The following is a 25,992-nucleotide window of genomic DNA, read 5'->3' on the forward strand; positions in this document are numbered from 1 at the left end:
CGACAGGCCCGATGACACTGACAATAACAACAAAAGGATATCCCCGTCCGTGATGAACCTCCTGATGCGACGCCATGAGGCGTCGCCTGGCGTCTATTTCCGCCCAAGGCGCGTCCTCCCCATCGCGCTGATCGCTGCCCTGCACCTGTTGGCCCCGGACGCCGACGCCGCCCGGGGCGACCGCCCCACCCTGGGCGCGGAGCGACTGAGCAGCGTGCCAACCCTTGACGGCAACGTTCTCGAAGACGCGGCCTGGCGCGGCCTGCAGCCGGCAACCGGGTTCCGCCAGACCCAGCCCGACGAGGGAGCGCCGGCGTCCCAGCGCACGGAAGTGTTCGTGGGCTACACCGACGACACGCTCTACGTTGCGGTTATCGCCTACGATACGGATCCGGCGGCCATCGTTGCGTCGGACAGTCGCCGCGACGCCTCCCTGGATGATTCGGACAGCTTCCGCATGATCATCGACGGCTTCCAGGACCGCCAGAATGGACTGGTCTTCGGCACCAATCCCGCCGGCATCCAGTACGATGGCCAGCTGGTGAAGGAATCGACCGGTTTCACCAGCGCCAGCGGTTCGGGCTTCAATCTGAACTGGGACGCCCCCTGGGAAGTGGCGGCCACGACCGGCACCTACGGCTGGTCCGCGGAGTTCGAGATTCCCTTTCGCTCGTTGCGCTACGGTGGCGGTGAGGTGCAGGACTGGGGCATCAACTTTCAGCGCAATATCCGCCGCAACAACAATGAAATCGTGTTCTGGGCACCGCTGGACCGGCAGTTCTCAATCCTGCGCGTGTACGACGCGGGCAATCTGGCCGGTATCGAGCCACCGCCCCAGCGCAGCCTGCTGGTAACCCCCTACGCGCTGGGGCGCGCCGGCAAGGGCGAGGGCTTTGATGGCACGATTCAGGAGGAGGAATTCGGCGTCGATGTGAAGTACACCCTCACACCCAGCCTGACGCTGGACCTGACCTACAACACCGACTTCGCGCAGGTGGAAGTGGACGACCAACAGGTCAACCTGAACCGATTCAACCTGTTCTTCCCGGAAAAACGCCCCTTCTTCCTGGAAAATGCCGGCCAGTACACAGTGGGCACACCGCAGGAAGTGGAGTTCTTCTTCAGCCGCAACATCGGCATCGACGCCAATGGACTGCCCACGCCTATCGTCGGTGGCGCGCGCCTGTCCGGCAAGATCGGACAGTCGACGAATGTCGGGCTCCTGCACATGCGCACGGAAGACGTGCCGGGCGAGGCGCCACAGAATGACTTCTCGGTGGTGCGGATGAATCGCGAGCTGGACAACCGCTCGTCCTTCGGTGCCGTCTTCATCAATCGCGAAGGCGATGGCAGCCTGCTGCCGGCGGACCAGGACGACTACAACCGTACCTACGGCGTTGACGGCCGCTGGGGGTTCGGCGACTACGGCACCGTGAGCGGCTGGGCCGGGATGACCGACACACCGGGGCTCGACGGTGACGAGCACGCCTACAACATACGGGTGGACTACGACTCGCCGGAGTGGTCGAACAACTTCGCCTTCACCGAGGTCTCGGAGGACTTCAACCCGGAAGTAGGCTTCCTGAGCCGCGACGACTACCGCAAGGTGGAGGGCCGCATTCTCTATCGCTACCGGCCGCGTGACGTTGCGGGACTGCTGGAGCTGCGGCCACACGTGTCCTACCGCGGCTGGTGGGACCTCGAAGGTGAGCAGGAGTCCGGTTTTCTGCACGTGGACAACCACTTCGAGTGGCGCACCAGCGCCGAAATCCACACTGGCATGAACTTCACCTATGAGCGCGTCAAGGAACCCTTCGAGCTGGTCGACGGTGTCGAGGTGCCGGTGGGTGAATACGACAACTCGGAGGTGCAGCTGGTGTTCATGTCCGACGAGGGCAAAGCCCTCTACGGCGAGCTGCGCAGCTTTCACGGCGGCTTCTTCAATGGCGAGCGCGACACCCTGCAGCCCACGCTGCGCTACCGCGTCGGCGAGACCTTCTCCACGGAGCTGGCCTGGAACTACAACCGCATTGACCTGCCGACGGAAGACGGCGCCTTCAGCATCAACGCCGGTCAGCTGCGCCTGACCTACTCCTTCACCCCCAAGGTGCTGCTGCAGGCGCTGTTCCAGTATGACAACAGGAGTGATCGCGTGGGCATGAACGTGCGTTTCTCGGTCCTGCAGCAGGCCAACGCCGGGCTGTTCGTGGTCTACAACGAGGTCGATGAAATGGGCTTTCGCAAGCCCCGACGCGAATTCGTGCTCAAGTACAGCCATATCCTGGATGTATTGAACTGATACCAGAGAACCGCGGCGGCTCGCCTTTCCAGCCGCGAGCCCGGACCGCCCGTCCAGGCGCCTCTTGCAGGAACGGGGTTTCGGGGGGCGCGACGGGGCAACAATAATTTCCGGCTCCCCCCTTGAAATCCTCAAGGTATCGTCGCTCGTGCCGATAAAGAACCCAGCAGGATTTTTGATTGCTTCTCCGGCGGCTGCAGACTGATACTACCGGGTAGACAACATCAGGCAGACCAGACAGTAAGGAATTGACCCTTGGCGCGAATACTCACGGTAGACGACTCCAACTCTCTCAGGCGCATGGTGGCCTTCACCCTCAAGCAGGCCGGACACGAGGTGGTGCAGGCGGTTGACGGCAGCGACGGCCTGGTAAAAATCCGGGAACAGAAAATCGACCTGGCCCTGGTGGATGTGAACATGCCATCAATGGGGGGTATCGAAATGGTGACGGAGATGCGCAAGCTGCCAGAATATGCGAAAACCCCGATTCTCATGCTGACCACCGAGTCGAGCGACGAGAAAAAGCAGGAAGGTCGACAGGCCGGTGCCACCGGCTGGATCGTCAAGCCCTTCAGCCCGGAGCAACTTCTGGGGATCGTGGAGAAAGTCCTGGGCAGGACCAGTCCAGCGTGAGGGATCCGTCATGAATTCAGTGGAGGCGTACGGCATCGGCAGCAGCCGCGACAGCACCAACCAGTACCTGACATTCATCCTCGACGATGAGGAGTACGGTATCGACATCCTGCAGGTGCAGGAAATCCGCGGCTGGAGCAAGACCCGACCAATTCCCAACTCGCCATCCTGGCTGAAAGGGATCATTGATCTGAGAGGCAGTATTGTCCCGATCATCGACCTGCGGGAACGCTTTCACATTGCGCCGCTGGAGTACGGCCCGAACACGGTCGTCATTGTTGTGCGCTTTCACGACGAAAAGAACCGGGACCAGCGCGATCTGGGGATCGTTGTCGACGCCGTCTCCGAGGTTTACAGCGTAGCGCCGAAGTCCGTCAAATCCGCTCCCAATGTCGGCAGCGCGATAGACGAACAGCTGATTGAAGGGATCGCCATGATCAATGACAAGATGATCGTGCTGCTTGACATGGACAGACTGCGGGAGGGAATACTCACGCCGGGGTCCGACATCGCCAGAACAATAAAACAAGAGGCAAAGGCATGAATATAGAAGCCACGGTGCCCGCCGGGGAAGCCGACGACACGCTGCAGCTCAGTCTTCTCGAGGAAAGCTTTGCAATTCTGGAGCCCTTCGGAGAGCAGGTCGTCGGCCGATTCTACGACAAATTGTTCACCGACTACCCCTCGGTGAAACCCCTCTTCCAGAACACGACCACCGCAAAGCAGCAGACCAAGCTGCTGGCGGCACTGAAGCTCGTGGTCAACAGCCTGCGCAAGCCGGAGCAGCTCGAGCAGGCACTGGTCGAGATGGGCGCCCGGCACCAGGCCTACGGCGCGGAGCCGGCGCATTACGAGGCGGTTGCCTCGACCCTACTGGATGCCATGGCAGAAACCGCCGGCGGCGCCTGGAATACACAGTATGAAAACGCCTGGCGCGATGCGCTGAATCTGGTCGGCGACGTGATGTTAAGTGCTTACAAACCCGTGGAGGAGACCCCGATGACGGACAGTACCAACGTAATGAAAGCAGCCCCGGGTGCACAGGAAAATGTCCACATCGGCGGCAAGGCTCTGGGCGCAGGGGCAGCAGAGTCTGCCATGGCACAGCAACTGGAGGCGCTGCGAGCCGAGATTGATGCCCTGGACCGATCGCAAGGACGCATCGAATTCAATCTCGACGGCACTATTATCACGGCTAACGAGAACTTTCTTGACATCGTCGGCTACACGCTAGGCGAACTACAGGGCATGCACCATAGCAAGCTGTGCGACCCGGAGTACGCACGCAGCAGTGAGTACAAGGAATTCTGGCGCATCCTCAACAGCGGAGACTTCCACTCAGGCATCTTCCCGCGCAGAAACAAGCAAGGTGAAGAGTTCTGGATTCGTGCTACCTACAATCCAGTCGTGGACAGCGACGGCAGGTTGTACAAGGTGCTGAAGCTCGCCACCGATGCCACCCTCGAGCATAAAACTCAGGTGGAGGTAAGCCGCCTCAAGTCAGCTGTGGAAAGCGTCACCACCAACATCATGATGTGTGATGCCGACCTGAACATTGTCTACGCCAACCCGGCCGTCACCAACATGTTCAAGAACCGGGCCGCCGAAATGCGCCAGCGCTTCCCCGGTTTTGATCCCATGAACCTTGTTGGACAGAACATTGACCAGTTCCACAAGAACCCGGCCCATCAGCGCTCCATGCTGCGCGACGCGAGTCGCATGCCCGCGCGAGCGACGATGGATATCACGGGGATCGAGCTCGAAGTGAACGCGAACATGATCAAGGGCCCCAAGGGCGAAGACATGGGGAACGTGGTCGAGTGGAAAGACATCACCGATATGCGCGATATCCGCAACGTCATTTTCGCAGCCACTGAGGGTGACTTCTCCCAAAGAATAGACACCAGCGAAGCCGAGAGCCTGTTCAAGGACGTCGGCGATCTGGTCAACAGCCTGATGGTCGTCAGCGAGAAGAGCCTCACGGAGGTGGCTGGCGTCGCCCAGAAGCTGGCCGAGGGCGATCTCACAAGCACCATCGACGACGACTACAAAGGCCTGTTCGGCAAGCTGAAGGACGACGTCAATACCACCGTCCTCAATCTTCGCGACATGATCGGCCAGATACGTGAGGGTGCCATGAGCATCGGTTCGTCTGCCTCGGAGATTTCCCAGGGCAATATCGATCTGTCCCAGCGCACCGAGGAACAAGCCTCGTCCCTTGAGGAAACCGCCTCCAGCATGGAGCAGATGACCTCTGCCGTGAAGTCCAGCGCCGACAATGCTCGACAGGCTAACCAGCTCTCTACCACGGCCCGGGAACAGGCTGAGAAAGGTGGCGACGTGGTCAGCGAGGCCGTCGCCGCCATGGCAGAGATCAACAAGTCGTCGGGCAAGATTTCCGAGATCATCGGCGTCATCGACGAAATCGCCTTCCAGACCAACCTGCTGGCACTGAATGCAGCGGTAGAGGCTGCGAGAGCCGGCGAACAGGGTCGTGGCTTTGCCGTGGTGGCCGCCGAGGTGCGTAACCTGGCGCAGCGAAGCGCCCAGGCCGCGAAGGAAATCAAGACCCTGATCAAGGACAGCGTGGCCAAGGTAGAAGACGGCAGCAAGCTGGTGGATGATTCCGGCACCACGCTGGCCGAAATTGTCACCGCCGTGAAGAAAGTCAGCGACATCATTGCCGAAATCGCCGCGGCAGCCCAGGAGCAGTCCTCCGGTATCGAAGAGGTGAACAAGGCCATCACGCAGCTGGATGAGGTGACGCAACAGAACGCAGCCCTGGTGGAAGAGGCGGCGGCCGCGTCCAAGTCGATGGATGACCAGTCGAATTCGCTGCAGGAGCTGGTGGCCATCTTCAACGTCGGAGACCAGGCCGCGATGGCGCCGGCACCCCGCGTCAGGCCACAGGCGCCGGCTCACGCCAGTGACAACCGCCGCAGCAATGGCCCACGAGCCGTCCCGGCTCCGGCGGCACAGCGGCGTCCCGCCCCCCGTGCCAGCAGCGCCGATAACGAGGACTGGGAGGAGTTCTAAGGCCCGGCAGGCTGGGCAAGCAACGCGTTCGCAGTTGCTGCGACGCGTTGCAACGGAGTAACCCGGTGGCGACACAGTATCCAGATGGCCGTTAACGACAGAAGAGACTATGAAGCCAAACGAGAAACCGAAAGCCACCGCCGCACCCCGGGACAGTGAGTTTCAGCTCACGGACCGGGATTTCAACTTCATCAAGGCATTCATCGCCAAGGCGGCGGGCATCGAGCTGAGCGATGCCAAGCGCAACCTGGTCTACAGCCGTCTGGTACGCCGCCTTCGCGTTCTGAACCTGCCGACCTTCAGCGCCTACTGCAGCCATCTGGAAAGCGGAGACGAGACGGAGCTCGAACACTGCGTCAATGCGCTGACGACCAATCTCACCTCGTTCTTTCGTGAGTCCCATCACTTTGATTTTCTCGAGCGCGAGTTGCTTCCCACGCTCTTGAAACAGAAGCGCGACAGGGAACTGCGCGTATGGTCGGCGGGCTGCTCTACCGGTGAAGAGCCGTATTCTCTGGCCATGGTTCTGGCCGAGCGCGTGCCTGAGAGCTGGAACGTGCGCATTCTCGCCACCGACCTCGACAGTTCCGTTGTCGCGACCGGCACCGCGGGGCAGTACACCCTCGAGCGCATTACCGGCATTACCGAGGCCCGCCGGAAGCGCTGGTTTTTGCGCGGCAAGGGCGCCCATGATGGCCAGGTCCGTGTGCGTCAGGAGCTCAGGGACATGATTACCTTCAGGCGCCTCAACCTGCAGGATCCGTGGCCGCTGCGGCACAAGTTTGACTTCATCTTCTGTCGCAATGTCGTGATCTACTTCAACAAGGATACCCAGCGCGTTTTGTTCGATCGCTTTGCCGAGCAGCTGACGCCCGGCGGCCATCTTTTTATCGGACATTCTGAAACCCTTTACCGGGTCAGCGACCGCTTCAAGCTGCTGGGAAGTACCGTTTACCAGCGCGTGAACTAGGCCAGCGCTGCGATATGGCAAATCTCTTCGCCAAACGCCCGGGCACTCCCGATTCGCCGCCAGTCATCCCGGGGTTTGAGCATATCAAGCGCTACTGGGATCCCTCGCGCAATCTGCACGTGGCCAAGCTGCTGCCGGGCGAGTATTACATTTCCATGCGCGGCGAAATGATCACCACGGTTCTCGGCTCCTGCATCTCTGCGTGCATCCGGGATCGCAAGCTGGGTATCGGGGGCATGAATCATTTCATGCTGCCGCACAGCGCCAGGCTGGACGACTGGGGGGGAAGCTCAAGCTCGGCACGCTACGGCAGCTACGCCATGGAGAAGCTGATCAACGAGATCCTGAAAGCCGGGGGGCGCCGCGAAAACCTTGAGGTGAAGGCCTTCGGCGGTGGCAGAATCGTGTCGGGCATGACCGACGTTGGGCGTAAAAACATTGCTTTTCTGCACGAGTTTTTGCAAATTGAGGGCCTGAGGCTCACGGCGGAGGATATGGGAAGCCTACATCCACGCAAGGTCAATTTTTTCCCCGACAGCGGCAGGGTCCAGGTCAAGAAGCTGCGCTCCATGCACAACGACACCATCGTACAGCGCGAGAGCCGCTATATGGAGGAGCTGGTCGAGGCGCCGGTGCAAGGCAATGTCGAACTTTTCTGAACACAGGAATCGAGGTTGATGGCAGGCAAGATTCGCGTTCTGGTAGTGGACGATTCGGCACTGATCCGCCGTCTGCTGACAGACATGCTGAACAGCGCCCCCGACATCGAGGTCGTGGGCACCGCAGCCGATCCCCTGATAGCCAGAGACAAGATCAAGAGCCTGAAGCCGGATGTCCTCACGCTCGATATCGAAATGCCAAGGATGGACGGCATTACCTTTTTGCGCAATCTCATGCGCCTGCGACCGATGCCCGTGGTCATGGTATCGACCCTGACCGAGCAGGGCGCCGACGTGACGCTGCAGGCACTGGAAATCGGCGCTGTGGATTTCGTGACCAAACCCAAGCTGGACGTCTCCCGCGCGCTCAACGACTATGTCGAGGAACTGGTGACGAAGGTGAGGGCCGCCTCGGTCGCCAAGGTAAGGCGACTGGCGAGTCTCGAATCACCCCAGCCGATGCAGTCATCGGATGCGGTGATTCCCCGGCGGCCGGCGCATCATCTGCGCACCACCGACCAGATTATCGCCATTGGCGCATCCACCGGCGGCACCGAGGCGATCAAAAGCGTTCTCATGGGCATGCCTCGCGATGCTCCCGGCATTGTCATTGCCCAGCACATTCCCCCCGGCTTCAGCGCGGCCTTTGCCGACCGCATGGACCGATTGACGCCGCTCAATGTCAAGGAAGCCGAGGATGGCGATGTGGTCATTCCCGGGCATGCCTTTGTCGCACCGGGAGACAGGCATCTACTGCTGGTTCGCAACGGCGCGCGCTATGTTTGCCGACTGAATGATGGCGAGCCGGTAAACCGTCACCGACCCAGTGTCGACGTGCTGTTCCGCTCTGTTCTGCAGGCCGCGGGTATCAACGCCGTCAGCGCCATTCTGACAGGCATGGGCGCGGATGGTGCAGAGGGGCTGCGGGAGATGCGCGAAGCCGGTCTGCATACGATCGCCCAGGATGAGGGGACCAGCGTGGTGTGGGGCATGCCTGGCGAAGCCTTCAAGCGCGGCGGCGCCTGCGAGGTGCTTCCTCTGCAGGCCATCGCCAGGCACCTGCTGAGAGCCGTGTGGAAAGAGCCGCGCGCGGCGTCAGGATGACACCCCAATATGAGTGACTCCGGCCGCACCAGCGACACATCCCCAGGCGCGGCTCCGGACAGCGGTGAACCGGCGCGAGCGCGAGCCACGGACGTAGGCATCGCTCCGGAGATCCGCGCCTGCAATGAGCTCGGCGCCCTGCTTGCTAACGAACTTGCCGAGGTCGAGCAGGAGATCGAGCGTGTTACCGGCATCATCTCCGAGGGGGCGACGGCGCTGTCGACCAGTTTCGACCAGCTGCACAGGCTGGCCAGTCACGAGCGACATGAACCGCAGAGCGCCGCAGCCGAGGAACTGGAGCTGGCAATATCGACGGCAATACGCGCGCTTCAATTCGAGGACATTGCAACCCAGGCCCTTGCGGAAGCGCTGCGAAGCGTATCCTACCTGCGCGGCGTGGCAGATCAGGTAGAGACCGTTCACGACGCGGGTGAGCTGGCAACCCGCATCAGTGAACAGCACCGCATCTGGTCAAAGATGCGGCGCAAGGCAGTGCTGCAGAAGAATCTGGACCAGGGCTCGGTCGATCTGTTCTGACGCGTTCGAGCAGGCGCGGTAACGGTAGCACCGGCGTCCATGCGTCATGTCAGGCGTAGTCGTCCACCAGGGGCTCATGATCGTCCGGGTCATCAGGACTGTACGGCATCTCCGGCACCGACCCGTCCTCACGCTGCTCACGCGTGACGTCACTGTCATCTCGCGAGTTGTCCCCTCCGTCGTCCCCGCCGCGGCGCGGTTGCGAGCCCTGCCCCGGCACCCGGTGACGTCGCGGAGGTCGCGCAGGGACCGTGGGGCTTACCGGATCAAGCGGCTGCGCCATGCTGCGCGGCGGGCTCGTTGATACCGGACATCGTGGATGCATCCACCAGGATCATCATGCCGGTTTCTGTCTCGATCACGCCTTCGACATCGAAGGAGGTTTCTCCCTGAAGTTTTTCCAGTCGATTATTGTTGAGGACCTGAACCTCCAGCACCTCATCCACCACCAGACCAACGTGCTCGTCATTGACATCCAGAATCACGATCCAGTCGATACTGTCTCCCGGCTCCCTCGGCTTCAGGCGCAGGCGCCGTCTGGCATCCACGACGGTGACGATGTTACCGCGGACGTTAATAACGCCGAGCACGAAATGCGCTGCGCCGGAGACAGGCGTGATATCGCCTGCGCACAGGATCTCCTGCACCTGCAGCACGCTGACACCGTAGTCCTGATGATCCACCACGAAGCGCAACCATTCATTGCGGTTTTCGCTCACGCGCTCGTTGAGGTCATCCAGCGCGTCGTCACGCAGACTGTTGCGGTCTTGGTATTCCTGTCTATCCAGATCCATTGTGTCTGACTCCCTGATTAACTGTCACGCCCGACGATGTCGCCGGACTTACTTGCCACCGAACCGGCCCAGCTGTCTGATACTGTCAAGGTCGAGCAGTACACAGCGCTTCTCGACCACCGTTCCCGCCAGCCAGGGGCGTATGCCCAGGGGGCCACGCCAGCAAACCTCGTCGGTGGTGATAACCGTGGGCCGCGTCGCCCCCTCCACGGCAACACCCCAGTCGCCGTCTCCCAGGACAAGCACCCTGTCGCAGCGCTCCTCGAGCGGTATTTGATCTGGCGACAGATCGTGGGGGAGCGTCAGCAGCGCTAGATCGACTATCCATTGCCCGGGCTCGCCGCCCGCGGTCCGCCGCAGCCACGGCGGCGTTGACGGTGAAGCCTGCAGTGGCGGGCAGGACATTTCCCCGCGGACACTGCCCTCGGGAACCGCTATCGCCAGTCCGGACACATCGAAGATGCAGTACCGCTCCGACGTGGATGCCTGCGCGCCATCGCTCTCTCCACCCGGCTCTTCCAGCAAGGCCTCCAGGTAGCTGTCTATCGCCCGCTCCGAGGCGGTAAGAGGGTCGCTTGCCGGGCTCATGCCACCACACGCTGGTCGGCCTCGTTGTGATCCAGCGCCAGCAGATCATCCAGCAGGCGGAGAAAGGCCTCGGCGCCGCGGCTGCCCGGCGCCAGCTGCGACAGCGACTTGCCCTGCTCACTCGCTTCGCGGAAGCGCGTATCGACCGGCACAACGCCGGACCACAGCTCGGTACCCTGATAGCGGCTGCGCAGTTCCTCCAGCGCGTGGTTCGAGGCCCGCGTCCTGCGATCAAACATGGTAGGAACGATAAGGTGCTGGAGGCGATGTGGCCGCGAACGGTTGACCATTTCCAGTGTGCGCGTCATGCGTTCAAGCCCCTTCAGCGCCAGGTGCTCGGTCTGGGTTGGCACCACGACGCGATCCGCAGCGGCAAGGGCATTGATCATGAGTATCCCCAGCGTGGGCGGGCAGTCCAGCAACACGTTATCGAACTGTCCCGCCAGTGGCGCCAGCGCCTGACGCAGAATCAGCCCCTGCCCCTTCTGACTGCCCAGCTGCCGATCCAGTGTCGCCAGTGCCGGCACCGCTGCCAGCAACGCCGGACCATCGCCCGCGGTAGGCAGCAGAAGATCGGCCGCGCGGGTTCGCCGGTCGTCGAACAGGTTGTAGACACTGCGCGAGGCCGCCTCCGCATCCTGGGAAAAATAGCTGGTGAGTGAGGCCTGCGGGTCGAGATCCACCAGCAATACCCGATGTCCTCTCGCCTGCAGCCAGCCCGCAAGCGTGACGACGGCGGTGGTTTTACCAACCCCGCCTTTCTGATTCGCAACCGTCCAGATTTTCATGTTCCGACCTCGGCCTCTGTTAGGGAGCCGGGGAGTGGCTCCGGCATCTCATCGTTTGCCAGTATCACGATAGTCACTCGCCGGTTGCGGTTGCGCCCCTCGGCGCTGTCGTTGCTGGCCGCCGGCTGATATTCACCAAGCCCGACGGCAACCATGCGCTGCGGCGTTACTCCCCTGGCCTGGAACAGACGAATGACGCTGCTGGCGCGCGCCGATGAGAGTTCCCAGTTGGAGGGGAAGCGTGTCGTGCTGATGGGAACGTCATCGGTATGTCCCTCCACGCGCAGCGCATTGGGCATCGGTTCCAGGATATCGCCGACTTTCTGAAGCGTCGGCAGCGCCGGATCGGCTACCTCCGCTATCCCGACCGGAAACAGCAGATCGGTCTTGATCTCGACTTCGAGCCACAGCGGGGTTTCCCGAACGCGTACCTGGTCCTGATCGATAAGCTCGGACAGCGCCTCGCGAATCTCTTCGGCCATGCGCGCAAGCCCCGCGCGCGTGCCGTCGTCCCCCACGCTGGTGATACCTGCAATGCCGCCCGGGGGGTTGTCCAGGGGCAGCGACAGGGTGCTTCTGTCGACCGAGCCCTGGGGCAGCGCGTCGTCCCTGCCCTGCTCGGCTCCGCCCGAGGGCGGATTGTCCCCGATCTGGATCGGCCGGGTGGTTTTTGGCGTGCCACGGAACGCCGCCACCAGAGAGTCCGAGAGGACGCGGTACTTGCCCTCGTTGACCGAGGAGATGGCGTACATCACCACAAAGAATGCCAGTAGAAGCGTCACGAGATCCCCGTAAGGGATCGCCCAGGCTTCGTGGTTGATATGGTCCTCATGGCGTTTTTTGCGTCCCATTCCCTTCCGCCCTAGGCCAGGTAACCTTTCAGCTTTGTCTCGATATTGCGCGGGTTCTCACCCTGGGCAATCGACACAACGCCCTCCACCACCATCTCGCGGGCGGTCGTCTGCCCGTGGATGATTCCCTTCAGCTTCCCCGCCATGGGCAGGAAAAAAAGATTGGCGGAGCCAATCCCGTAAATCGTGGCAACAAACGCGGCGGCAATACCGGTACCCAGTTTTGAGGGGTCCGCCAGATTCTGCATGACCGCCATTAGCCCCAGCACCGCCCCGACGATGCCCATCGTCGGCGCATAGATACCCATGGCCTCAAACACTTTGGCCGCCGCGGTATCAATCTCTTCCCGGGTACCGATTTCCACGTCCATAATGCTCTGTATGACCTCGGGCTCACTGCCATCCACCAGCAGCTGCAGCAGTTTCTGCACGAAGGGATCAGTCTCGTTCTCCACTACCGACTCCAGCCCCAGCAGACCTTCCTTGCGTGCCAGCTGGCTCCAGCCGACAATTTTTTCGATCATGCTGTCGGCGTCCACACCCGGGGGGCGGAATATCCAGCCCACGATCTTCATGGAACGCTTCATGACCGGGACGGATGTCTGCAGCAGCGTCGCCGCCAGGGTGCCGCAGATGACGATGACAAAGGCAGCGCCAGAGACCAGCGCCGCTATTCCCGCCCCCTTCAGCGTGGAGCCGAGCAACACGGAGACGAGGGCCAGGATAACGCCGATAATGCTTAACTTGTCCACCAAGGCTCCCGTCAGGCTGCAGCTTTGCTGACCCGCTTCATCAAGCCATTGACATCAAAAATCAGGGCGATGTTTCCATCCCCCGTGATCGTTGCGCCCGCAAACCCGGGGACATCGTGCAGCATGGCCCCCAGCGGCTTGATCACCACTTCCTCCTGGCCAAGCACATCGTCGGTAACAAATCCCACCATGCCGCTGCCAACCTGCAGCACGACCACATAGGATGCGCGGGTACCGCCCTCGTCACCCTCGGCCGCCAGACAGCTGCGCAGGAAAACCAGAGGCAGCGGCTTGCCGCGCACCATGACCACGGGGCGACCCGCAACCTGATGCACGTTATCGTTATCCAGGGAAAATACCTCGAGAACCTGCGACAGCGGGAAGGCATAGGTGCGCTGCTGCAGGCGCACCATCAACGTCGGCATGATCGCCAGCGTGAGCGGCACTCGAACCCGCACGGAGGTCCCCTTGCCGAGCTCCGACTGGATCTCGACATTGCCATTCAGCTCGGCAATGCGCGTCTTGACCACGTCCATGCCGACACCGCGACCCGACAGGTCTGATACGACTTCTTTGGTCGAGAAGCCCGCCAGAAACACCAGGTCGAAGCATTCGGGGTCGCTCAGCCTGGCTGCGGCTTCTGCCGTGAACAGCCCTTTCCTGACCGCCTTCTCGCGCAGCACCTCGGGGTCAATGCCTGCACCGTCGTCGCGGATGAGGATGACGATATTGTTGCCTTCCTGTTCCGCCGACAGCTCCACCTTGCCGGTGCGAGGCTTGCCGTTCGCCTCACGGACATCGGGGTCTTCAATGCCGTGATCCATGGCGTTGCGCACCAGGTGCACCAGTGGATCGGAGAGCGCCTGGACCAGATTCTTGTCGAGGTCGGTGTCTTCCCCGCGCATGGTCAGCTCTATTTCCTTGCGCAGACTGCGGGCCACGTCCCGGGCCAGCCGCGGGAATCGGGAGAAGACCTTGCCTATTGGCTGCATGCGGGTCTGCATCACGCCGTTCTGCAGGTCCGCCGTCACCAGATCGAGATTGGCAACGGTTTTTTTCAGCTCTTCGTTCTCGAGGTCAGCACCGAGATTGGTCAGTCGATTGCGCACGAGCACAAGCTCACCCACGAGATTCATGACGGTATCCAGCCGCGAAACACTGACGCGAATGGTGGCCTCGGCCGCCGCCGAAGGACCGGGTTCCCCTTTGCCGTCGACTGCGGCGGGCGCTGCTGGAGAGCCGCTAACGGCGGGCTTCTCGTCACGCGCTGCCGGTGCCGGCGTCACCGCCGGGGCAGGCGCCTCCGCAGGGGCAGCCGCCGCCGGCTTGGCGGCACCCTGCTGCATCTGGTCAAGCAGCGCCTCGAACTCGTCATCGGTAATTTCGTCGCTGCCTGGTGCAGGCCCACCAGCACCCTGCGTTTCTGCCGCGTGCTCGTCGCCCGGGTCGTCCTCGAAAAGACCTGCGCGAACGCCGTCGATGATCGCGTCAAACTCACGATCGGCGGCGTCCTCCGAGGTTTCTTCCTGCGTAGACGCTGTCTCCGTCGCCTCAACTGCCACCGCACCGGAGCCATTGGCAGCGCGAACGTAGTCCTGCAGCCTCGCGACCAGTTCCGGGGGCGCCGGGTCCGGGGTCTGGCCTGCTGACACCTGGGCCAGAATGCCGGATACCACGTCCGCCACCTGCAGAACCGTATCCATGATCGCATTGTCGACCGCCAGCTTGCCGTTGCGCAGGCAGTCGAAAACCTCTTCCGCACCGTGGCATATCAGCACCAGCGGCTCGACATTCAGGAATCCCGCGCCACCCTTGATAGTGTGGAAACCGCGGAAAATGCTGTTGAGCAATTCCCGGTCATTCGGCGCCCGCTCAAGCTGCACCAGTTCGGAGCCAAGCGTTTCCACAATTTCATTGGCTTCGACCAGAAAGTCTTCGCGAATACTATCGTCCAGTTCAAAGCTCATAGCTGTCTCCGTCAGAATCCCAAGCTGGATAGCAGTTCGTCAGCCTCGTCCTGACTGGTAATCCGCTGCTCGCCTTCCGGCAGGGTTGCGGACGCTCCCGCTCGCCTGCGCTCGGTCAGCATGTCCCCCTTGCCGGCAACCCGGATCATGTTGATCAGAGTTTCTTCCACTTCCGTCACCAGCCGGATCACTTTGCGGATTTCCTGTCCGGCGAGGTCCTGATAGTTCTGCGAAATGATCACTTCCGACAAGCCGGAGCGGATACTGGAAACCTGCTCGCCGACATCGTTGACGAAAGTCGCGAGCTCGGGAGCGGCGCTGCCACTGGCAACGCCGGCGTTATCGAACGACCCACCCAGTGACGTGGCGCGGTCAATCAGCGCCTCTGCCCGGGGCAGCATGTCCTCGACCAGATCCATGGTCTTGTGCGCCGACTGCTCGGTAATGGTAATGACCTGATCCAGCCGGTGCCGCGCGTCCGGAAATTCATCACTCGCAAAATCCGCAACCCGCGAGTCGACCTGGAAGCTGGTCAGGGCCTCGTGCAGCTGTCGCGTGAGCCTGCCGACATCCTGGAACAGTGTCTGCTCACGCGCCGCCGCCAGGTCATCGAGCAGGGCAGTGAAACGGGGCGCGTCATCGCGCCTGGCCGCGTCGAGCAGGGCCTCAAGCGCCTCGATATAGTCTGCCGGCGCCTTCTGCGCGGCCCCATCATCGTGGCCGCTGGCGGCCTTGCTGGAGTCGGTCATGAGCCCTGCTCTATGCGTTCGAAGATACGGTCGATCTTTTCCTTGAGCGCCGCCGCGGTAAACGGTTTCACGACATACCCATTGACACCGGACTGTGCGGCTTCAATGATCTGCTCCCGCTTCGCTTCTGCGGTCACCATGAGAACCGGCAGGTGCTTGAACCTGTCGTCCGCGCGAATCGCCTTGAGCAGATCGATGCCCGCCATGCCGGGCATGTTCCAGTCTGTCACGACGAAATCGATGTGCGTGGATTTCAGGACGTCCAGCGCCGCAGAGCCATCATCGGCCTCGCGCATGTTGCTGAAGCCCAGCTCTCTGAGCTGGTTCTTGACAATTCGCCGCATCGTGGAGAAATCATCCACCACCAGAATCTGCATATCCTTGTTCAAAAGCGTTACTCCATGATTCAGTCCACGCCCGACACCGCAGCCTCGGGTTGATTAAAACGACGATCGCGCCCGTATTCTCGCAAGGGCCTGACCGTGCAGCTGGCAGACGCGCGATTCGCTGACGCCCAGCACCTCTCCAATTTCCCGCATGTTCAGTTCATCCGTATAATACAGGCTGATAATGAGACGCTCGCGTTCCGGCAGGCTCTCTACGCTGCTGGCGATCAACGCGGTGATCGAGTCCTGCTCCAGCGCCTCCTCGGGAGACGCGATATTCTCGTTGACCCCACGCAGGTCGTTATCGTCCCCCGAAAGCTCCTCTACGCTGAACATTCTGGAGTGCGATGCCTCGCGGGCAATGTCGTGATACTCCGCCAGTGACACGTTCATTTCAGCGGCCACTTCGGCATCGCTCGCCTTGCCACCGTTGCGTCCCTCTACAATGCGCATGGCCTCTATCATGCTCCGTACCCTGCGGTGTACCGAGCGGGGAATCCAGTCCATGCGCCGCAATTCGTCGAGCATGGCGCCGCGGATGCGGATACCCGCATAGGTCTCGAAATTGGCTCCCCGATCACCCGCATATTTTTTCGCTGCCTCCATCAGGCCCAGCATGCCTGCCTGCATCAGGTCATTGACATCCACACTGTCGGGCAGACGTCCACCCAGGTGGTAGGCAATGCGCCTGACCAGCTGGGCGTACTTTTCCACCAGCGCGTCCGCCGACAGCTCGCGAACCGCCGTGTACTCCGCCGCCCGGGATGAGGCTCGGGAGTCTACACTCATTGCGCGATACCCAGCGCCCGCTCAAGGAAGAACTCCACCTGCCCGTTGCCTCCCGGGGCTCCTATCCATGTATCGGCCACGCCGGCCAGTTTCTTGAATGCTTCTGTCGCCCGGCAGGCAGGATAGGCTGTCACCACCGGCTCCTGCCGCTGCAGGGCGCGGCGCAGGAAATCGTCGTGGGGAACAAAGCCGGCGTAGCGCGCTGTGACATCGAGGTAGCGATCGGTCACCCGTGCAATCTTCTGGTAGAGATCCCGTCCCTCCAGCTGGCTGCGCACCATATTCGACAACACCTGGACCTCACGTATGCCGTGGTCGCGCGACAGCACTTTCACCATGGCATAGGCGTCGGTGATGGACGCCGGCTCGTTGCACACCACAACCAGCACCTGATGCGCGGCGGCGGCAAACATGGACACCGAACTGCTGATGCCGGCGGCGGTATCGACGATCAGCACATCGATGTCTGTCGCCATTTCGGAGAAGGCATGAATGATGCCGCTGGATTCGGTTCTGGTGAGCTCGGCCATTCTCTGGATGCCGGAGGAAGCCGGCACCACTTTGACGCCCTGTGGTCCCTCCAGCACGATATCCTTCAGGTCGCATTCCCCCTGCAGCACGTGCGACAGATTGCGTTTGGGGCTCAGGCCGAGCAGCACATCGACATTGGCGAGCCCAAGGTCCGCATCCATGATCCAGGTCTTGCGGCCTTTCATGGCCAGGGCCACCGCCAGGTTGACCGACACATTGGTCTTGCCGACGCCGCCCTTGCCGCTGGCGACCGCGATGACCAGGCCGGGGTGTCCGGAACCTGACGCTCCTGGACTCGCGGCGCAGATTTCCGGGCGGTTATCCGAGCGCATAGTGCATCTCTCCAATGTGCTGGGCCACAGACTCCTTGTCCATACGCCGCGGCGACTCCCGCATCAACGATACGCCTCGCTTCACCAGCCTGCGACTGCTGAGCGTTCGCAGTGGCCGCGACAGATCGGCGCTGTCCGAAACCCGGACCAGTGGCAAGCCGCTCAGGGCGACAACACTCAGCAGTCCACCCAGACTGGCGGTTTCATCCAGCTTGGTCGCGATAATTCCGTTCAGCGACTGTCTACTGTACAACATCACGGCCTCTTCCAGCGCCTGAATTTGTGCATTTGCCGCCAGAACCAGGTAACGGGTCACAATGCGGCCATCCGGGCGTCCAAGGCCTGCGCTCTGCCCCAGGTCATGGTCATCCCGCGCAGCACCCGCGGTATCCACCAATACCACGCGAACATGCGCCAGCCGGTTCAGGCGTTCCTGCACTTCCGCGGCTGTATTTGCCTGATACACGGGGATATTCAACAGCCGTCCGGCCGAAAAAAGGCACTCCTGCGCGCCCGGACGGCTGTTGTCAGTGCTGATCATCGCCACGTGCTCGGAACCGTGAACCTCGGCATAGTGAGCAGCAAAACGCGCGATCGCCGTTGTCTTGCCGACACCCGTGGGCCCTACCAGGACCATGACGCCACCCTGCATCAACGGATCCTCCGGCTCCACCGCCACCATGTGGGCAAAGTCCGTCAGCGCCTGTCGCCAGGCGCGAGCGGGATCGCGCTCGTCGGCGGGCACCCGGGCGGTGATATCCTGCGCCAGCGGGGATGGCAGGCCCAGCTGCAGGAGATTGCGCAGCAGGTCGGCACGTACCGGACTCTGCCGGGAGAAATCGTTCCAGGCAAGGCTGGAGAGCTGGCACTCCAGCATGCGGCGCAACGCCTTGATTTCGTCGCGCATGCCAGACAGGGATTCCTCCGGCGCAGCCACGTCATTGCGCATCGACGCCGGCCGGGATGCCGGCCTGAGCGGCGACCGTGGCGCAGCAGATGGGACCGGCTCGGCATGGGCCGACGCCCGACGACCGGCATCGGCCGTCTGCGCGCGTGCCGACGCGGGTCGCGCGCTGGACAGGGGCGATCGGGGTCGGGACGTCGTTGCCGCGCCTGCGCCCTGCAGCGACGGATCGATCAGTGTTTCGTCGTAGTCGACCGCGGCCACCACCTCCAGGCCGTCGGGAATCTGACGGCTCGACAGGATGACGGCATCGGGTCCCTGCTCATCCCTGACCTGCTTTAACGCCTGGCGCATATCCTCGGCCACATAGCGCTTGATTTGCATGCGTGTTACTCCCCTTTCAAATCCTGATCAGGCTGCCTGGGTCGTGTTACGGGCAACCGACTGAACCAATCGCAACTGCTTGTCTTCTGGAATTTCACTGTGTGCCAGCACGTGCAGACCCGGCACGCCCTGGCGCGCAAACCGCGCCAGCATCGGCCGTATTTCGCCAGGCACCAACAATACGGCGGGCTCGCCCCGCATTTCCTGGTCGCGGGTTGCGGCCTGCAGCGACTCCTGGATGCGCTCCGCGAGCCCGGGCTCCAGCGCCGCGGAGCCCTGCTGCGTGAGCTGCACCAGCAGGCTCTCGAGATCAGGCGCCAGCGTCACCACCGGCAACTCCTCGGCCATGCCGTTCAGCTCCTGGACGATCTGTCGTCCCAGCGCGACCCTTACGGCGCCAAGCAGGGTGTCAATATCCTGACTGCGAGCACCGTGCTCGGCCAGCGCCTCGCAGATACCGCGGAAGTTGCGGATAGGTACCTGCTCCGCCAGCAGCTGCTGCAGCACGCGGACAATCACCGACAGCGGCAGGGTCTTCGGCGTCAGGTCCTCCACCAGCTTGGGCGCCGACTTGGCCAGCTGATCGAGCAGGTTCTGCACCTCCTGGTGACCGAGCAACTCGTGGGCGTGTTTTTTCAGGGTCTGGCTCAGGTGCGTGGCAATCACCGTTGCCGAATCGGCAACGGTATAGCCCATGGTCTGGGCGTGCTCGCGGGACGCGGGATCGATCCACACCGCGGGCATGCCGAAAGCCGGATCCACCGCCTCCTGCCCCTGCACCGTGCCGCTGACGCCGCCGGGGTTGATCGCCAGCTCCCGGTCCGGCCGCACCTCGGCCTCGGCACAGGGCACCCCGAAAATGGAAATCCGGTACTGGTTCGGGGCGAGCTCAAGATTGTCCCGGATATGCACCGCGGATATCAGGAAACCCAGTGACTGGGAGAGTTTTTTGCGCACGCCCTTGATGCGCCCCATCAGTTCGCCGCCCTGTGCCCGATCCACCAGCGGCACCAGCCGGTAGCCCACCTCCAGGCCCACCGGGTCGACCTGCGCAATGTCGCCCCAGTCGAGTTCCCGCGGCGCTTCCGGCTGTACCGGCGGCTCCCGCTGCTGCTCCTGCTGCACGGCCGCCGCCACTTCCTCGCGGCGCTTGTGCAGCAGCCAGGCCGCCGAGCCCGCCACCGCGGCCAGCAGCAGGAACGCCACATTCGGCATGCCCGGAATCATCCCCATCAGGCCAAGAACGGCGGCGGTGAAGGTCAGTACGCGCGGCTGGCCGAAGACCTGCTGGAACAGCTCCTGGCCCATGTCCTGGGAGCGCGACATGCGAGTCACGATCATGGCGACCGCCGTCGACAGCAGCAGTGCAGGAATCTGGGCCACCAGGCCGTCACCTACTGTCAGCAGGGCGTAACGCTCGACAGCGGCGCCGAAGCTCATGTCGCGCTGCAGGGTGCCGATGAGAAGGCCGCCAACAATATTGATCACCAGAATGATGATGCCGGCCACGGCGTCACCGCGGACAAACTTGCTGGCACCATCCATGGCGCCGTAGAAGTCCGCCTCCTGGCGAATCTCCTCACGTCGGGCGCCGGCCTCCTCCTGGTCGATGAGACCGGCGTTGACATCGGCGTCGATCGCCATCTGCTTGCCGGGCATGGCATCCAGGGTGAAGCGGGCCGTTACCTCGGACACCCGGGTGGCGCCCTTGGTGACCACGACAAAATTGATGATGACGAGGATGGCAAACACCACCAGGCCCACGGCGTAGTTGCCGCCGATCACGAACTCGCCGAAGGCCTGGATGACCTTGCCGGCGGCATCGCCTCCCGTGTGGCCTTCCAGCAGCACGACCCGGGTAGATGCGATGTTGAGCGCCAGGCGCAGCAGGGTGGACAGCAGCAGAACCGTGGGAAAAACACCGAACTCGAGTGGCTTGCGAATATAGATAACGCTGAGAATCACCGCGATGGACAGCGTAATGTTGAACGTGAACAGAATATCCAGTATCGCTGCAGGCAACGGCAGCACCACCATGGCCAGAACCAGCATGACCAGTAGTGGGCCGCCAATACCAATCAGGCTGGAGCGCTGGAAAAACGCCGGCAATTTGACACTATCGAGCACGAATCGGCACCGTCAGAGAAGTTCCCTGAGGGTAAAGCAATTATTGAGCCAACGACTCAGGCCGTGCCGGGATCCGCGTCACCGACCTCGGGATTCGGTGCTGGCGGCGTTGGCGCATGCGGTGGCCGGGTGCGCACCTGATGAAGCCACGCCAGAACCTCCGCCACGGCAACGTACAGATCCGCCGGAATGGCCTGGCCGATATCCACGCTTCGGTACAGCGCGCGAGCCAGCGGCGGCGCCTCGAGCAGGGAAACGCCGGATTCCTCGGCTACTCGGCGAATGGCCAGCGCCACCAGCTCGGAGCCCTTGGCCACCACCTCTGGCGCGGCCATTGTCGTCGCGTCAAAACGCAGCGCCACTGCGAAGTGGGTGGGGTTGGTGATGACGATATCCGCATCGGGCACCGCATTCATCATGCGCCGGCTCGACATTTCCTGCTGCAAGCTGCGGATACGCCCTTTCACCTCGGGCCTGCCCTCCGTCTGCTTCAACTCATCGCGCACTTCCTGACGGGTCATGCGGATTTGCTTGTAATGCGTGGCCAACTGGAACGGCACATCGATCGCGGCAATCACGATCAGCGCCGCACTGGTCACGAACAGGGCCAGCCCGGTCAACCAGATACTTTCAGCAATGGCAGGCAGAATCGGCAGCCGGGACAGCGACAGGAAGCGGTCCATGATCAGCCAGAGGAAAAACCCGGCGGCCGCTCCCACCACCAGAAATTTGCCCATGGCCTTGAGTAGCTCCATGAGACCCTGGGTACCGAAAACGCGCTTCAGGCCCTTGATCGGATCGAGACGGCTGAACTTTGGCGCGATCGCCTTGCGACTGAACAACCAGCCTCCTAGCAACGCAGGTGCCAGCAGCGCGGCCACCAGCAGCGCCAGCAGCAGTGGACCGAATATCAGGAAAGCCTCTACGGCCAGATCCACTAGCTGACGCATCATAAAACCATCGTCGAACGCTGACTCGCGCTCTATCGTGAAACCGGCGGCGATCAGCGCCTCGAAGCGCTCGGCAAACCAACGTCCTCCCAGCAACAGCGTTCCCGACCCCACCAGCATGACCAGGGTCATGGTCAGTTCACGCGACCGCGGTACCTGCCCCTCGTCGCGACTTTCCTGCAATCGTTTCGGGGTCGGCTCCTCAGTTCGCTCCTGATTGTCATCGCGCTCTTCAGCCATGGATGGTCCTCGCGCTCACGCTCAGCTCGCCAGCAGCAACAGCCGGTCTATGCTGACCAGGGCCTCCTCCAGCAGGAACAACAGGGTCTGCTGCAAGGTAGGCAAGGTAAGGAACAGCACCACGAATCCCACCAGCATGGTCATAGGCAGGCCAATCGCGAACAGGTTCAGGGTCGGCGCCGCGCGGCTGACCACGCCGATAGCCACGTTGGTAATGAGCAGGGCCGTCGCCGCTGGCAGGGCCACTTTGAGAGCACCGAGAAACAGAGTGCTACCCCAGGAAGCCACCAACCAGAAGGCCTCTGCGCCAAAACCGCCGGCATCCACCGGCACAATTTGGAAGCTCTCCGCCAGCAGCTGAACCAGCATCAGGTGCCCGTCGAGAGACAGGAAAAGCAGCATGGCAATAATCAGGTGGAACTGGCTCAGCACCGGCACCTGTACCCCGTTCTGCCGGTCGATGAAGATGGCGAAACCCAGGCCCATGCTCATCGACACCGTCTGTATACCGATGACGATGGCGTCGAATACCAGCTGGATGATGAAGCCCATCGCAATCCCAATCATCACCTGCTGGAGCACCAGCACCACCGCCGAGGGCGAGAACAGGTCTACGCCGGGAGGATCCGGCAGTACAGGGAACAGTGCCAGCGCAAAGGCCAGGGCCAGCGCCATGCGGATCCGCACCGGGACCGAGCGGGTACCGAACAGCGGTACCACCATGAACATTGCCGCGATGCGAAACAGCGCCCAGAGAAACTGACCCAGCCACTCCAGCACGGCCGCCTCATCCACAGCGAATGGCGTCATGGCAGGCCGATCAGCTCCGGGATACTCTGGATCAGATCCCGCGAGAAAGTGACGATAAGGTCCAGCATCCAGGAACCGGCAAACATCAGCGCGATGGCCAGCACGATCAGCTTGGGAATGAAGCTCAGCGTCATTTCCTGAATCGATGTAGCGGCCTGGAACATGCCGATCAGCAGGCCCGCCGCCAGCGCCGAAATCAGCAGCGGCCCGACCAGCAGTGCGATCACCCACAGCGACTGCCGACCGATCTCTACTACCATATCCGGCGACACGTCAGACTACTCCCGTGTAGAAGCTGGCGGCCAGTGTACCCATGATCAGCCCCCAGCCATCAATCAGCACGAACAGCATGAGCTTGAACGGCAGCGACACAACCATCGGTGACAGCATGATCATGCCCATGGACATGAGCACGCTGGCCACCGCCAGGTCGATAATTACGAAAGGAATGAAAATCAGGAACCCGATCTGGAACGCGGTCTTCAGTTCACTGGTGAGAAACGCCGGTATCAACACCGTCAGCGGAACGTCAGCGGGTTCGTTGAAGCCCTCGTCGTAGCCGCCGAGCGACGCGAACAGGGCGAGGTCGCTCTCGCGCACCTGGTGCCGCATGAAGCGGTGCAGGGGCTCCACGCCATTTTGCAGCGCCTCCGTCAGCGCCATTTCCTCGTTGAGATAGGGCTCCACCGCGCCCTCGTAAAGCTCCGTGAGCACCGGCATCATGATGAACAGGGTGAGGAACAGGGCGAGGCCGATCAGCACCTGGTTGGACGGCGTGGTGCCCGTGCCCAGCGCCTGGCGCAGAATGGCCAGTACGACAATAATGCGGGTGAACGAGGTAAACATCAGCAGAATTGACGGCAGCAGCGTCAATACCGTCATCAGCGCCAGCACCTGTATGGTCAGGCTCCAGGTCTGGCTGCCGTCCTCTGCCGGCGTGACTTTCAGCAGCTCCAGCTCGCCGGCCCCCTGCGCCTGGGCGAGCGCCGGGAGCAGCACCAGCAGTACCGCAATCAGCAGGCGCATTCAGCTAGCGCTCCGTCTGGCGGCATCTTTCTGCGCCGCTGACAGGCGCGATGAAAACCCCTCTCCCAGGGCGGAATCGCCCGCATCCAGCCGGGTAATCGCGCCCGGAACCACCCCGAGCAATACCCGCTTGCCGTCCACCTCGACCAGCAGAAGTCGCTCCCGGGTGCCGAGCGCCAGCTGCCCGACCACCTGTATCGGTCCGCCGCCGCTCCCCGAAAGGGCGCGCATCGACGACACCCGGCGCGCCACCCAGGCCAGCCCGAACACCAGCGCAATCACAACGCCCAGGCCCAGCATCGTCCTCCCCAGGTTGGCAGCGGAATCGACCGCGGGCACCTCCGCCGCCAGCAGCGGCAAAGACACACCGGCGAGCGCCAGCGACAGGCAGGGCAGCGGCAGGTAGGAGCGGTTCATTGCAGCTTCTTGATCCGCTCAGATGGACTGATCACGTCCGTGAGCCGGATGCCGAACTTTTCATTCACCACCACCACTTCGCCGTGCGCGACAAGCGTGCCGTTCACGAAGACGTCCAGCGGTTCGCCGGCCACCCGGTCCAGTTCCACGACCGAGCCCTGGTTGAGCTGCAGCAGGTTGCGGATGCTGATAGCGGTGCGGCCCACCTCCATGGACAACGTCACCGGAACATCGACGATGAGGTCAAGGTTGACATCGCCCTGCGCCGGCGGCTCGCTGCGCTCAAAACTGTCAAAGCTGGCCTTTTCCGGGCCGGCCTGGTCTTCCTGTGCGTCCATCTGATTCTCGTCGTCGGCGGTCACCGCAGTCTCCCGATCTGTGTCATTGGTTGTTACCACGGCTGAGCCGTCTGGCAATCTTCACCGCGTACTTGTTCCGCGACAGGCCAACACTGCCCTCGAAGCAGGGCACTCCCTCCAGCAGCACGGTCGCATGGTCCGGCATGTCCACCGGAATCACATCGCCGGGGCGGATGCGCACCAGGTCACGGAGCGTGATGCGCTTGCGACACAGCACCACGCTGAGATCCATGGTGGCATCGCGAATTTCCTCGCGCAGCGCATTCATCCAGCGCTCGTCCTTCTCCATGCGGTCCGAGGCCATCCCGGAATCCAGCGCCTCGCGGATCGGCTCGATGGCGGAGTAGGGAATAGTGAAGTGGACCTCGCCGGTGGCGCCCTCAAGCTCGACCTCGAAGCGGCTGACCACCACCAGTTCTGAGGGACTGACGATATTCGCGAACTGGGGGTTGATCTCCATGCTGAGGAAATCAAAGTCGATATCCATCACGGGCTTCCAGGCTTCCTTCAGGTCGCCGAAGATCTGCGTGCGCAGCCGCTCGATGATGCGCGTCTCCACAGGGGTGAACTCGCGGCCTTCGATGCGGGCATAAAAGCTGCCGTCGCCACCAAAGTAGCTGTCCACCACTGCGAATATGAGCCGCGCATCCAGCACCAGAAGATTGGTTCCGCGCAGCGGCGGCACAGAGATGATGTTCAGGCTGGTCGGTAGCGGCAGTGTGCGCATGTAGTCCTGGAACTTGACCATGTCGACACCGACCACCGAGATCTCCGCAGTCCGGCGCAGCATGTTGAACATGCCGAGGCGCAGATAGCGGGCAAAGCGCTCGTTGATCATTTCCAGCGTCGGCAGGCGACCGCGGACGATCCGGTCCTGACTCGAGAGATCGAAAGACTGGACCTCGCCTTCTACCGCGGTGCCGTTGCCGCTCTCCACATCGCCAGAGTCGACCCCGTAAAGCAGCGCATCGATCTCGTCCTGGCTGAGGATGTCTTCCTGGCTCATGTGG

At 62.3% G+C, this 25,992-nt stretch carries 28 protein-coding genes; 8 read left to right on the forward strand and 20 right to left on the reverse strand.

Annotated features, from left to right (window positions below; translation table 11 throughout):
* The first annotated feature begins 52 nt into the window (after window positions 1-52).
* From EV688_RS05755 to EV688_RS05790, 8 genes are all read left to right on the forward strand, one after another.
* Window positions 53-2,299 carry a carbohydrate binding family 9 domain-containing protein gene (locus EV688_RS05755; protein WP_240624230.1) on the forward strand — a complete coding sequence of 749 codons (2,247 nt, stop codon included), beginning with the start codon at window positions 53-55 and terminating at the stop codon, window positions 2,297-2,299.
* A 255-nt stretch (window positions 2,300-2,554) separates the two neighbouring features.
* The gene (locus EV688_RS05760; protein WP_117314818.1) at window positions 2,555-2,932 is read left to right on the forward strand and encodes a response regulator; all 378 of its coding nucleotides are present in this window, start codon (window positions 2,555-2,557) and stop codon (window positions 2,930-2,932) included.
* A gap of 10 nt (window positions 2,933-2,942) precedes the next feature.
* On the forward strand, window positions 2,943-3,476 hold the full coding sequence (locus EV688_RS05765; RefSeq protein WP_117314819.1) for a chemotaxis protein CheW: 534 nt from the start codon (window positions 2,943-2,945) through the stop codon (window positions 3,474-3,476).
* A complete protein-coding gene (locus EV688_RS05770; protein WP_117314820.1) occupies window positions 3,473-5,968 on the forward strand; it encodes a methyl-accepting chemotaxis protein in 2,496 nt (831 codons plus the stop codon). The genes EV688_RS05765 and EV688_RS05770 overlap by 4 nt, the downstream gene beginning before the upstream one ends.
* Before the next feature lie 109 nt (window positions 5,969-6,077).
* Window positions 6,078-6,938, forward strand: coding sequence for a CheR family methyltransferase (locus EV688_RS05775; RefSeq protein WP_117314821.1), 861 nt, complete (start codon window positions 6,078-6,080; stop codon window positions 6,936-6,938).
* A 14-nt stretch (window positions 6,939-6,952) separates the two neighbouring features.
* The gene (gene cheD, locus EV688_RS05780; RefSeq protein WP_117314822.1) at window positions 6,953-7,597 is read left to right on the forward strand and encodes a chemoreceptor glutamine deamidase CheD; all 645 of its coding nucleotides are present in this window, start codon (window positions 6,953-6,955) and stop codon (window positions 7,595-7,597) included.
* An 18-nt stretch (window positions 7,598-7,615) separates the two neighbouring features.
* Window positions 7,616-8,701, forward strand: coding sequence for a protein-glutamate methylesterase/protein-glutamine glutaminase (locus EV688_RS05785; RefSeq protein WP_117314823.1), 1,086 nt, complete (start codon window positions 7,616-7,618; stop codon window positions 8,699-8,701).
* A gap of 9 nt (window positions 8,702-8,710) precedes the next feature.
* Entirely contained in the window at window positions 8,711-9,238 is a 528-nt protein-coding gene (locus tag EV688_RS05790) for a hypothetical protein (RefSeq protein WP_117314824.1), read from the forward strand.
* Between the two features lie 49 nt (window positions 9,239-9,287).
* Here EV688_RS05790 and EV688_RS05795 read toward each other — a convergent pair whose 3' ends face one another.
* The 20 genes from EV688_RS05795 to fliM form a co-directional block, all read right to left on the reverse strand.
* Window positions 9,288-9,521 carry a hypothetical protein gene (locus EV688_RS05795; protein WP_131917564.1) on the reverse strand — a complete coding sequence of 78 codons (234 nt, stop codon included), beginning with the start codon at window positions 9,519-9,521 and terminating at the stop codon, window positions 9,288-9,290.
* Window positions 9,505-10,032, reverse strand: coding sequence for a chemotaxis protein CheW (locus EV688_RS05800; RefSeq protein ID WP_117314825.1), 528 nt, complete (start codon window positions 10,030-10,032; stop codon window positions 9,505-9,507). Before EV688_RS05800 ends, EV688_RS05795 begins: the two co-directional genes overlap by 17 nt.
* Before the next feature lie 48 nt (window positions 10,033-10,080).
* Entirely contained in the window at window positions 10,081-10,620 is a 540-nt protein-coding gene (locus EV688_RS05805; protein WP_117314826.1) for a hypothetical protein, read from the reverse strand.
* Window positions 10,617-11,408: a ParA family protein gene (locus EV688_RS05810; protein ID WP_117314827.1), complete on the reverse strand. Its 792-nt coding sequence runs from the start codon at window positions 11,406-11,408 to the stop codon at window positions 10,617-10,619. The genes EV688_RS05805 and EV688_RS05810 overlap by 4 nt, the downstream gene beginning before the upstream one ends.
* On the reverse strand, window positions 11,405-12,259 hold the full coding sequence (gene motD / locus EV688_RS05815) for a flagellar motor protein MotD (RefSeq protein ID WP_117314828.1): 855 nt from the start codon (window positions 12,257-12,259) through the stop codon (window positions 11,405-11,407). The genes EV688_RS05810 and motD overlap by 4 nt, the downstream gene beginning before the upstream one ends.
* A gap of 11 nt (window positions 12,260-12,270) precedes the next feature.
* Window positions 12,271-13,011: a flagellar motor protein gene (locus EV688_RS05820; RefSeq protein WP_117315223.1), complete on the reverse strand. Its 741-nt coding sequence runs from the start codon at window positions 13,009-13,011 to the stop codon at window positions 12,271-12,273.
* Window positions 13,012-13,022: 11 nt separating this feature from the next.
* A complete protein-coding gene (locus EV688_RS05825; protein ID WP_117314829.1) occupies window positions 13,023-14,978 on the reverse strand; it encodes a chemotaxis protein CheA in 1,956 nt (651 codons plus the stop codon).
* An 11-nt stretch (window positions 14,979-14,989) separates the two neighbouring features.
* Window positions 14,990-15,727 carry a protein phosphatase CheZ gene (locus EV688_RS05830; protein WP_117314830.1) on the reverse strand — a complete coding sequence of 246 codons (738 nt, stop codon included), beginning with the start codon at window positions 15,725-15,727 and terminating at the stop codon, window positions 14,990-14,992.
* A complete protein-coding gene (gene cheY / locus EV688_RS05835; RefSeq protein WP_117314831.1) occupies window positions 15,724-16,116 on the reverse strand; it encodes a chemotaxis response regulator CheY in 393 nt (130 codons plus the stop codon). Before cheY ends, EV688_RS05830 begins: the two co-directional genes overlap by 4 nt.
* A 51-nt stretch (window positions 16,117-16,167) precedes the next feature.
* Entirely contained in the window at window positions 16,168-16,902 is a 735-nt protein-coding gene (locus EV688_RS05840; protein ID WP_117314832.1) for an RNA polymerase sigma factor FliA, read from the reverse strand.
* Entirely contained in the window at window positions 16,899-17,765 is an 867-nt protein-coding gene (locus EV688_RS05845) for a MinD/ParA family protein (RefSeq protein ID WP_117314833.1), read from the reverse strand. The genes EV688_RS05840 and EV688_RS05845 overlap by 4 nt, the downstream gene beginning before the upstream one ends.
* Window positions 17,752-19,053 carry a flagellar biosynthesis GTPase FlhF gene (flhF, locus tag EV688_RS05850; RefSeq protein WP_117314834.1) on the reverse strand — a complete coding sequence of 434 codons (1,302 nt, stop codon included), beginning with the start codon at window positions 19,051-19,053 and terminating at the stop codon, window positions 17,752-17,754. Before flhF ends, EV688_RS05845 begins: the two co-directional genes overlap by 14 nt.
* Before the next feature lie 27 nt (window positions 19,054-19,080).
* Window positions 19,081-21,105 carry a flagellar biosynthesis protein FlhA gene (flhA, locus tag EV688_RS05855; RefSeq protein WP_117315225.1) on the reverse strand — a complete coding sequence of 675 codons (2,025 nt, stop codon included), beginning with the start codon at window positions 21,103-21,105 and terminating at the stop codon, window positions 19,081-19,083.
* A 131-nt stretch (window positions 21,106-21,236) separates the two neighbouring features.
* Window positions 21,237-22,370 carry a flagellar biosynthesis protein FlhB gene (flhB, locus tag EV688_RS05860; protein WP_117314835.1) on the reverse strand — a complete coding sequence of 378 codons (1,134 nt, stop codon included), beginning with the start codon at window positions 22,368-22,370 and terminating at the stop codon, window positions 21,237-21,239.
* 21 nt (window positions 22,371-22,391) lie between these two features.
* Window positions 22,392-23,180 carry a flagellar biosynthetic protein FliR gene (gene fliR, locus EV688_RS05865; protein WP_117314836.1) on the reverse strand — a complete coding sequence of 263 codons (789 nt, stop codon included), beginning with the start codon at window positions 23,178-23,180 and terminating at the stop codon, window positions 22,392-22,394.
* Window positions 23,177-23,452 carry a flagellar biosynthesis protein FliQ gene (gene fliQ, locus EV688_RS05870; RefSeq protein ID WP_117314837.1) on the reverse strand — a complete coding sequence of 92 codons (276 nt, stop codon included), beginning with the start codon at window positions 23,450-23,452 and terminating at the stop codon, window positions 23,177-23,179. The genes fliR and fliQ overlap by 4 nt, the downstream gene beginning before the upstream one ends.
* Window position 23,453: 1 nt before the next feature.
* On the reverse strand, window positions 23,454-24,206 hold the full coding sequence (gene fliP / locus EV688_RS05875; protein WP_117314838.1) for a flagellar type III secretion system pore protein FliP: 753 nt from the start codon (window positions 24,204-24,206) through the stop codon (window positions 23,454-23,456).
* Window positions 24,207-24,623 carry a flagellar biosynthetic protein FliO gene (gene fliO / locus EV688_RS05880; protein WP_117314839.1) on the reverse strand — a complete coding sequence of 139 codons (417 nt, stop codon included), beginning with the start codon at window positions 24,621-24,623 and terminating at the stop codon, window positions 24,207-24,209. It abuts the gene before it with no gap.
* Complete coding sequence (gene fliN / locus EV688_RS05885; protein WP_240624213.1) at window positions 24,620-24,985, reverse strand: flagellar motor switch protein FliN; 366 nt, start codon at window positions 24,983-24,985, stop codon at window positions 24,620-24,622. Before fliN ends, fliO begins: the two co-directional genes overlap by 4 nt.
* Before the next feature lie 19 nt (window positions 24,986-25,004).
* Window positions 25,005-25,988 (reverse strand): flagellar motor switch protein FliM, encoded by a 984-nt coding sequence (gene fliM, locus EV688_RS05890; protein ID WP_117314840.1) that lies wholly within the window; start codon window positions 25,986-25,988, stop codon window positions 25,005-25,007.
* Window positions 25,989-25,992 lie beyond the last annotated feature (4 nt).

It is taken from the genome of Chromatocurvus halotolerans (assembly GCF_004340525.1).
GTDB classification, from domain to species: Bacteria; Pseudomonadota; Gammaproteobacteria; order Pseudomonadales; family Halieaceae; genus Chromatocurvus; species Chromatocurvus halotolerans.

What these genes read in the sequence shown, in the direction of transcription:
- flhA (WP_117315225.1), bottom strand. Translation starts at nt 21,105, where the DNA reads ATGCTGGTTCTGGCCATGGTGGTGCTGCCGTTGCCTGCAGCGATACTG.
- fliM (WP_117314840.1), bottom strand. Translation starts at nt 25,988, where the DNA reads ATGAGCCAGGAAGACATCCTCAGCCAGGACGAGATCGATGCGCTGCTT.
- flhB (WP_117314835.1), bottom strand. Translation starts at nt 22,370, where the DNA reads ATGGCTGAAGAGCGCGATGACAATCAGGAGCGAACTGAGGAGCCGACC.
- EV688_RS05755 (WP_240624230.1), top strand. Translation starts at nt 53, where the DNA reads ATGAACCTCCTGATGCGACGCCATGAGGCGTCGCCTGGCGTCTATTTC.
- fliR (WP_117314836.1), bottom strand. Translation starts at nt 23,180, where the DNA reads ATGACGCCATTCGCTGTGGATGAGGCGGCCGTGCTGGAGTGGCTGGGT.
- EV688_RS05765 (WP_117314819.1), top strand. Translation starts at nt 2,943, where the DNA reads ATGAATTCAGTGGAGGCGTACGGCATCGGCAGCAGCCGCGACAGCACC.
- EV688_RS05840 (WP_117314832.1), bottom strand. Translation starts at nt 16,902, where the DNA reads ATGAGTGTAGACTCCCGAGCCTCATCCCGGGCGGCGGAGTACACGGCG.
- EV688_RS05775 (WP_117314821.1), top strand. Translation starts at nt 6,078, where the DNA reads ATGAAGCCAAACGAGAAACCGAAAGCCACCGCCGCACCCCGGGACAGT.
- fliO (WP_117314839.1), bottom strand. Translation starts at nt 24,623, where the DNA reads ATGAACCGCTCCTACCTGCCGCTGCCCTGCCTGTCGCTGGCGCTCGCC.
- EV688_RS05825 (WP_117314829.1), bottom strand. Translation starts at nt 14,978, where the DNA reads ATGAGCTTTGAACTGGACGATAGTATTCGCGAAGACTTTCTGGTCGAA.
- EV688_RS05770 (WP_117314820.1), top strand. Translation starts at nt 3,473, where the DNA reads ATGAATATAGAAGCCACGGTGCCCGCCGGGGAAGCCGACGACACGCTG.
- EV688_RS05830 (WP_117314830.1), bottom strand. Translation starts at nt 15,727, where the DNA reads ATGACCGACTCCAGCAAGGCCGCCAGCGGCCACGATGATGGGGCCGCG.
- flhF (WP_117314834.1), bottom strand. Translation starts at nt 19,053, where the DNA reads ATGCAAATCAAGCGCTATGTGGCCGAGGATATGCGCCAGGCGTTAAAG.
- EV688_RS05810 (WP_117314827.1), bottom strand. Translation starts at nt 11,408, where the DNA reads ATGAAAATCTGGACGGTTGCGAATCAGAAAGGCGGGGTTGGTAAAACC.
- EV688_RS05785 (WP_117314823.1), top strand. Translation starts at nt 7,616, where the DNA reads ATGGCAGGCAAGATTCGCGTTCTGGTAGTGGACGATTCGGCACTGATC.
- EV688_RS05800 (WP_117314825.1), bottom strand. Translation starts at nt 10,032, where the DNA reads ATGGATCTGGATAGACAGGAATACCAAGACCGCAACAGTCTGCGTGAC.
- EV688_RS05790 (WP_117314824.1), top strand. Translation starts at nt 8,711, where the DNA reads ATGAGTGACTCCGGCCGCACCAGCGACACATCCCCAGGCGCGGCTCCG.
- EV688_RS05845 (WP_117314833.1), bottom strand. Translation starts at nt 17,765, where the DNA reads ATGCGCTCGGATAACCGCCCGGAAATCTGCGCCGCGAGTCCAGGAGCG.
- EV688_RS05805 (WP_117314826.1), bottom strand. Translation starts at nt 10,620, where the DNA reads ATGAGCCCGGCAAGCGACCCTCTTACCGCCTCGGAGCGGGCGATAGAC.
- fliP (WP_117314838.1), bottom strand. Translation starts at nt 24,206, where the DNA reads ATGCGCCTGCTGATTGCGGTACTGCTGGTGCTGCTCCCGGCGCTCGCC.
- EV688_RS05795 (WP_131917564.1), bottom strand. Translation starts at nt 9,521, where the DNA reads ATGGCGCAGCCGCTTGATCCGGTAAGCCCCACGGTCCCTGCGCGACCT.
- cheD (WP_117314822.1), top strand. Translation starts at nt 6,953, where the DNA reads ATGGCAAATCTCTTCGCCAAACGCCCGGGCACTCCCGATTCGCCGCCA.
- motD (WP_117314828.1), bottom strand. Translation starts at nt 12,259, where the DNA reads ATGGGACGCAAAAAACGCCATGAGGACCATATCAACCACGAAGCCTGG.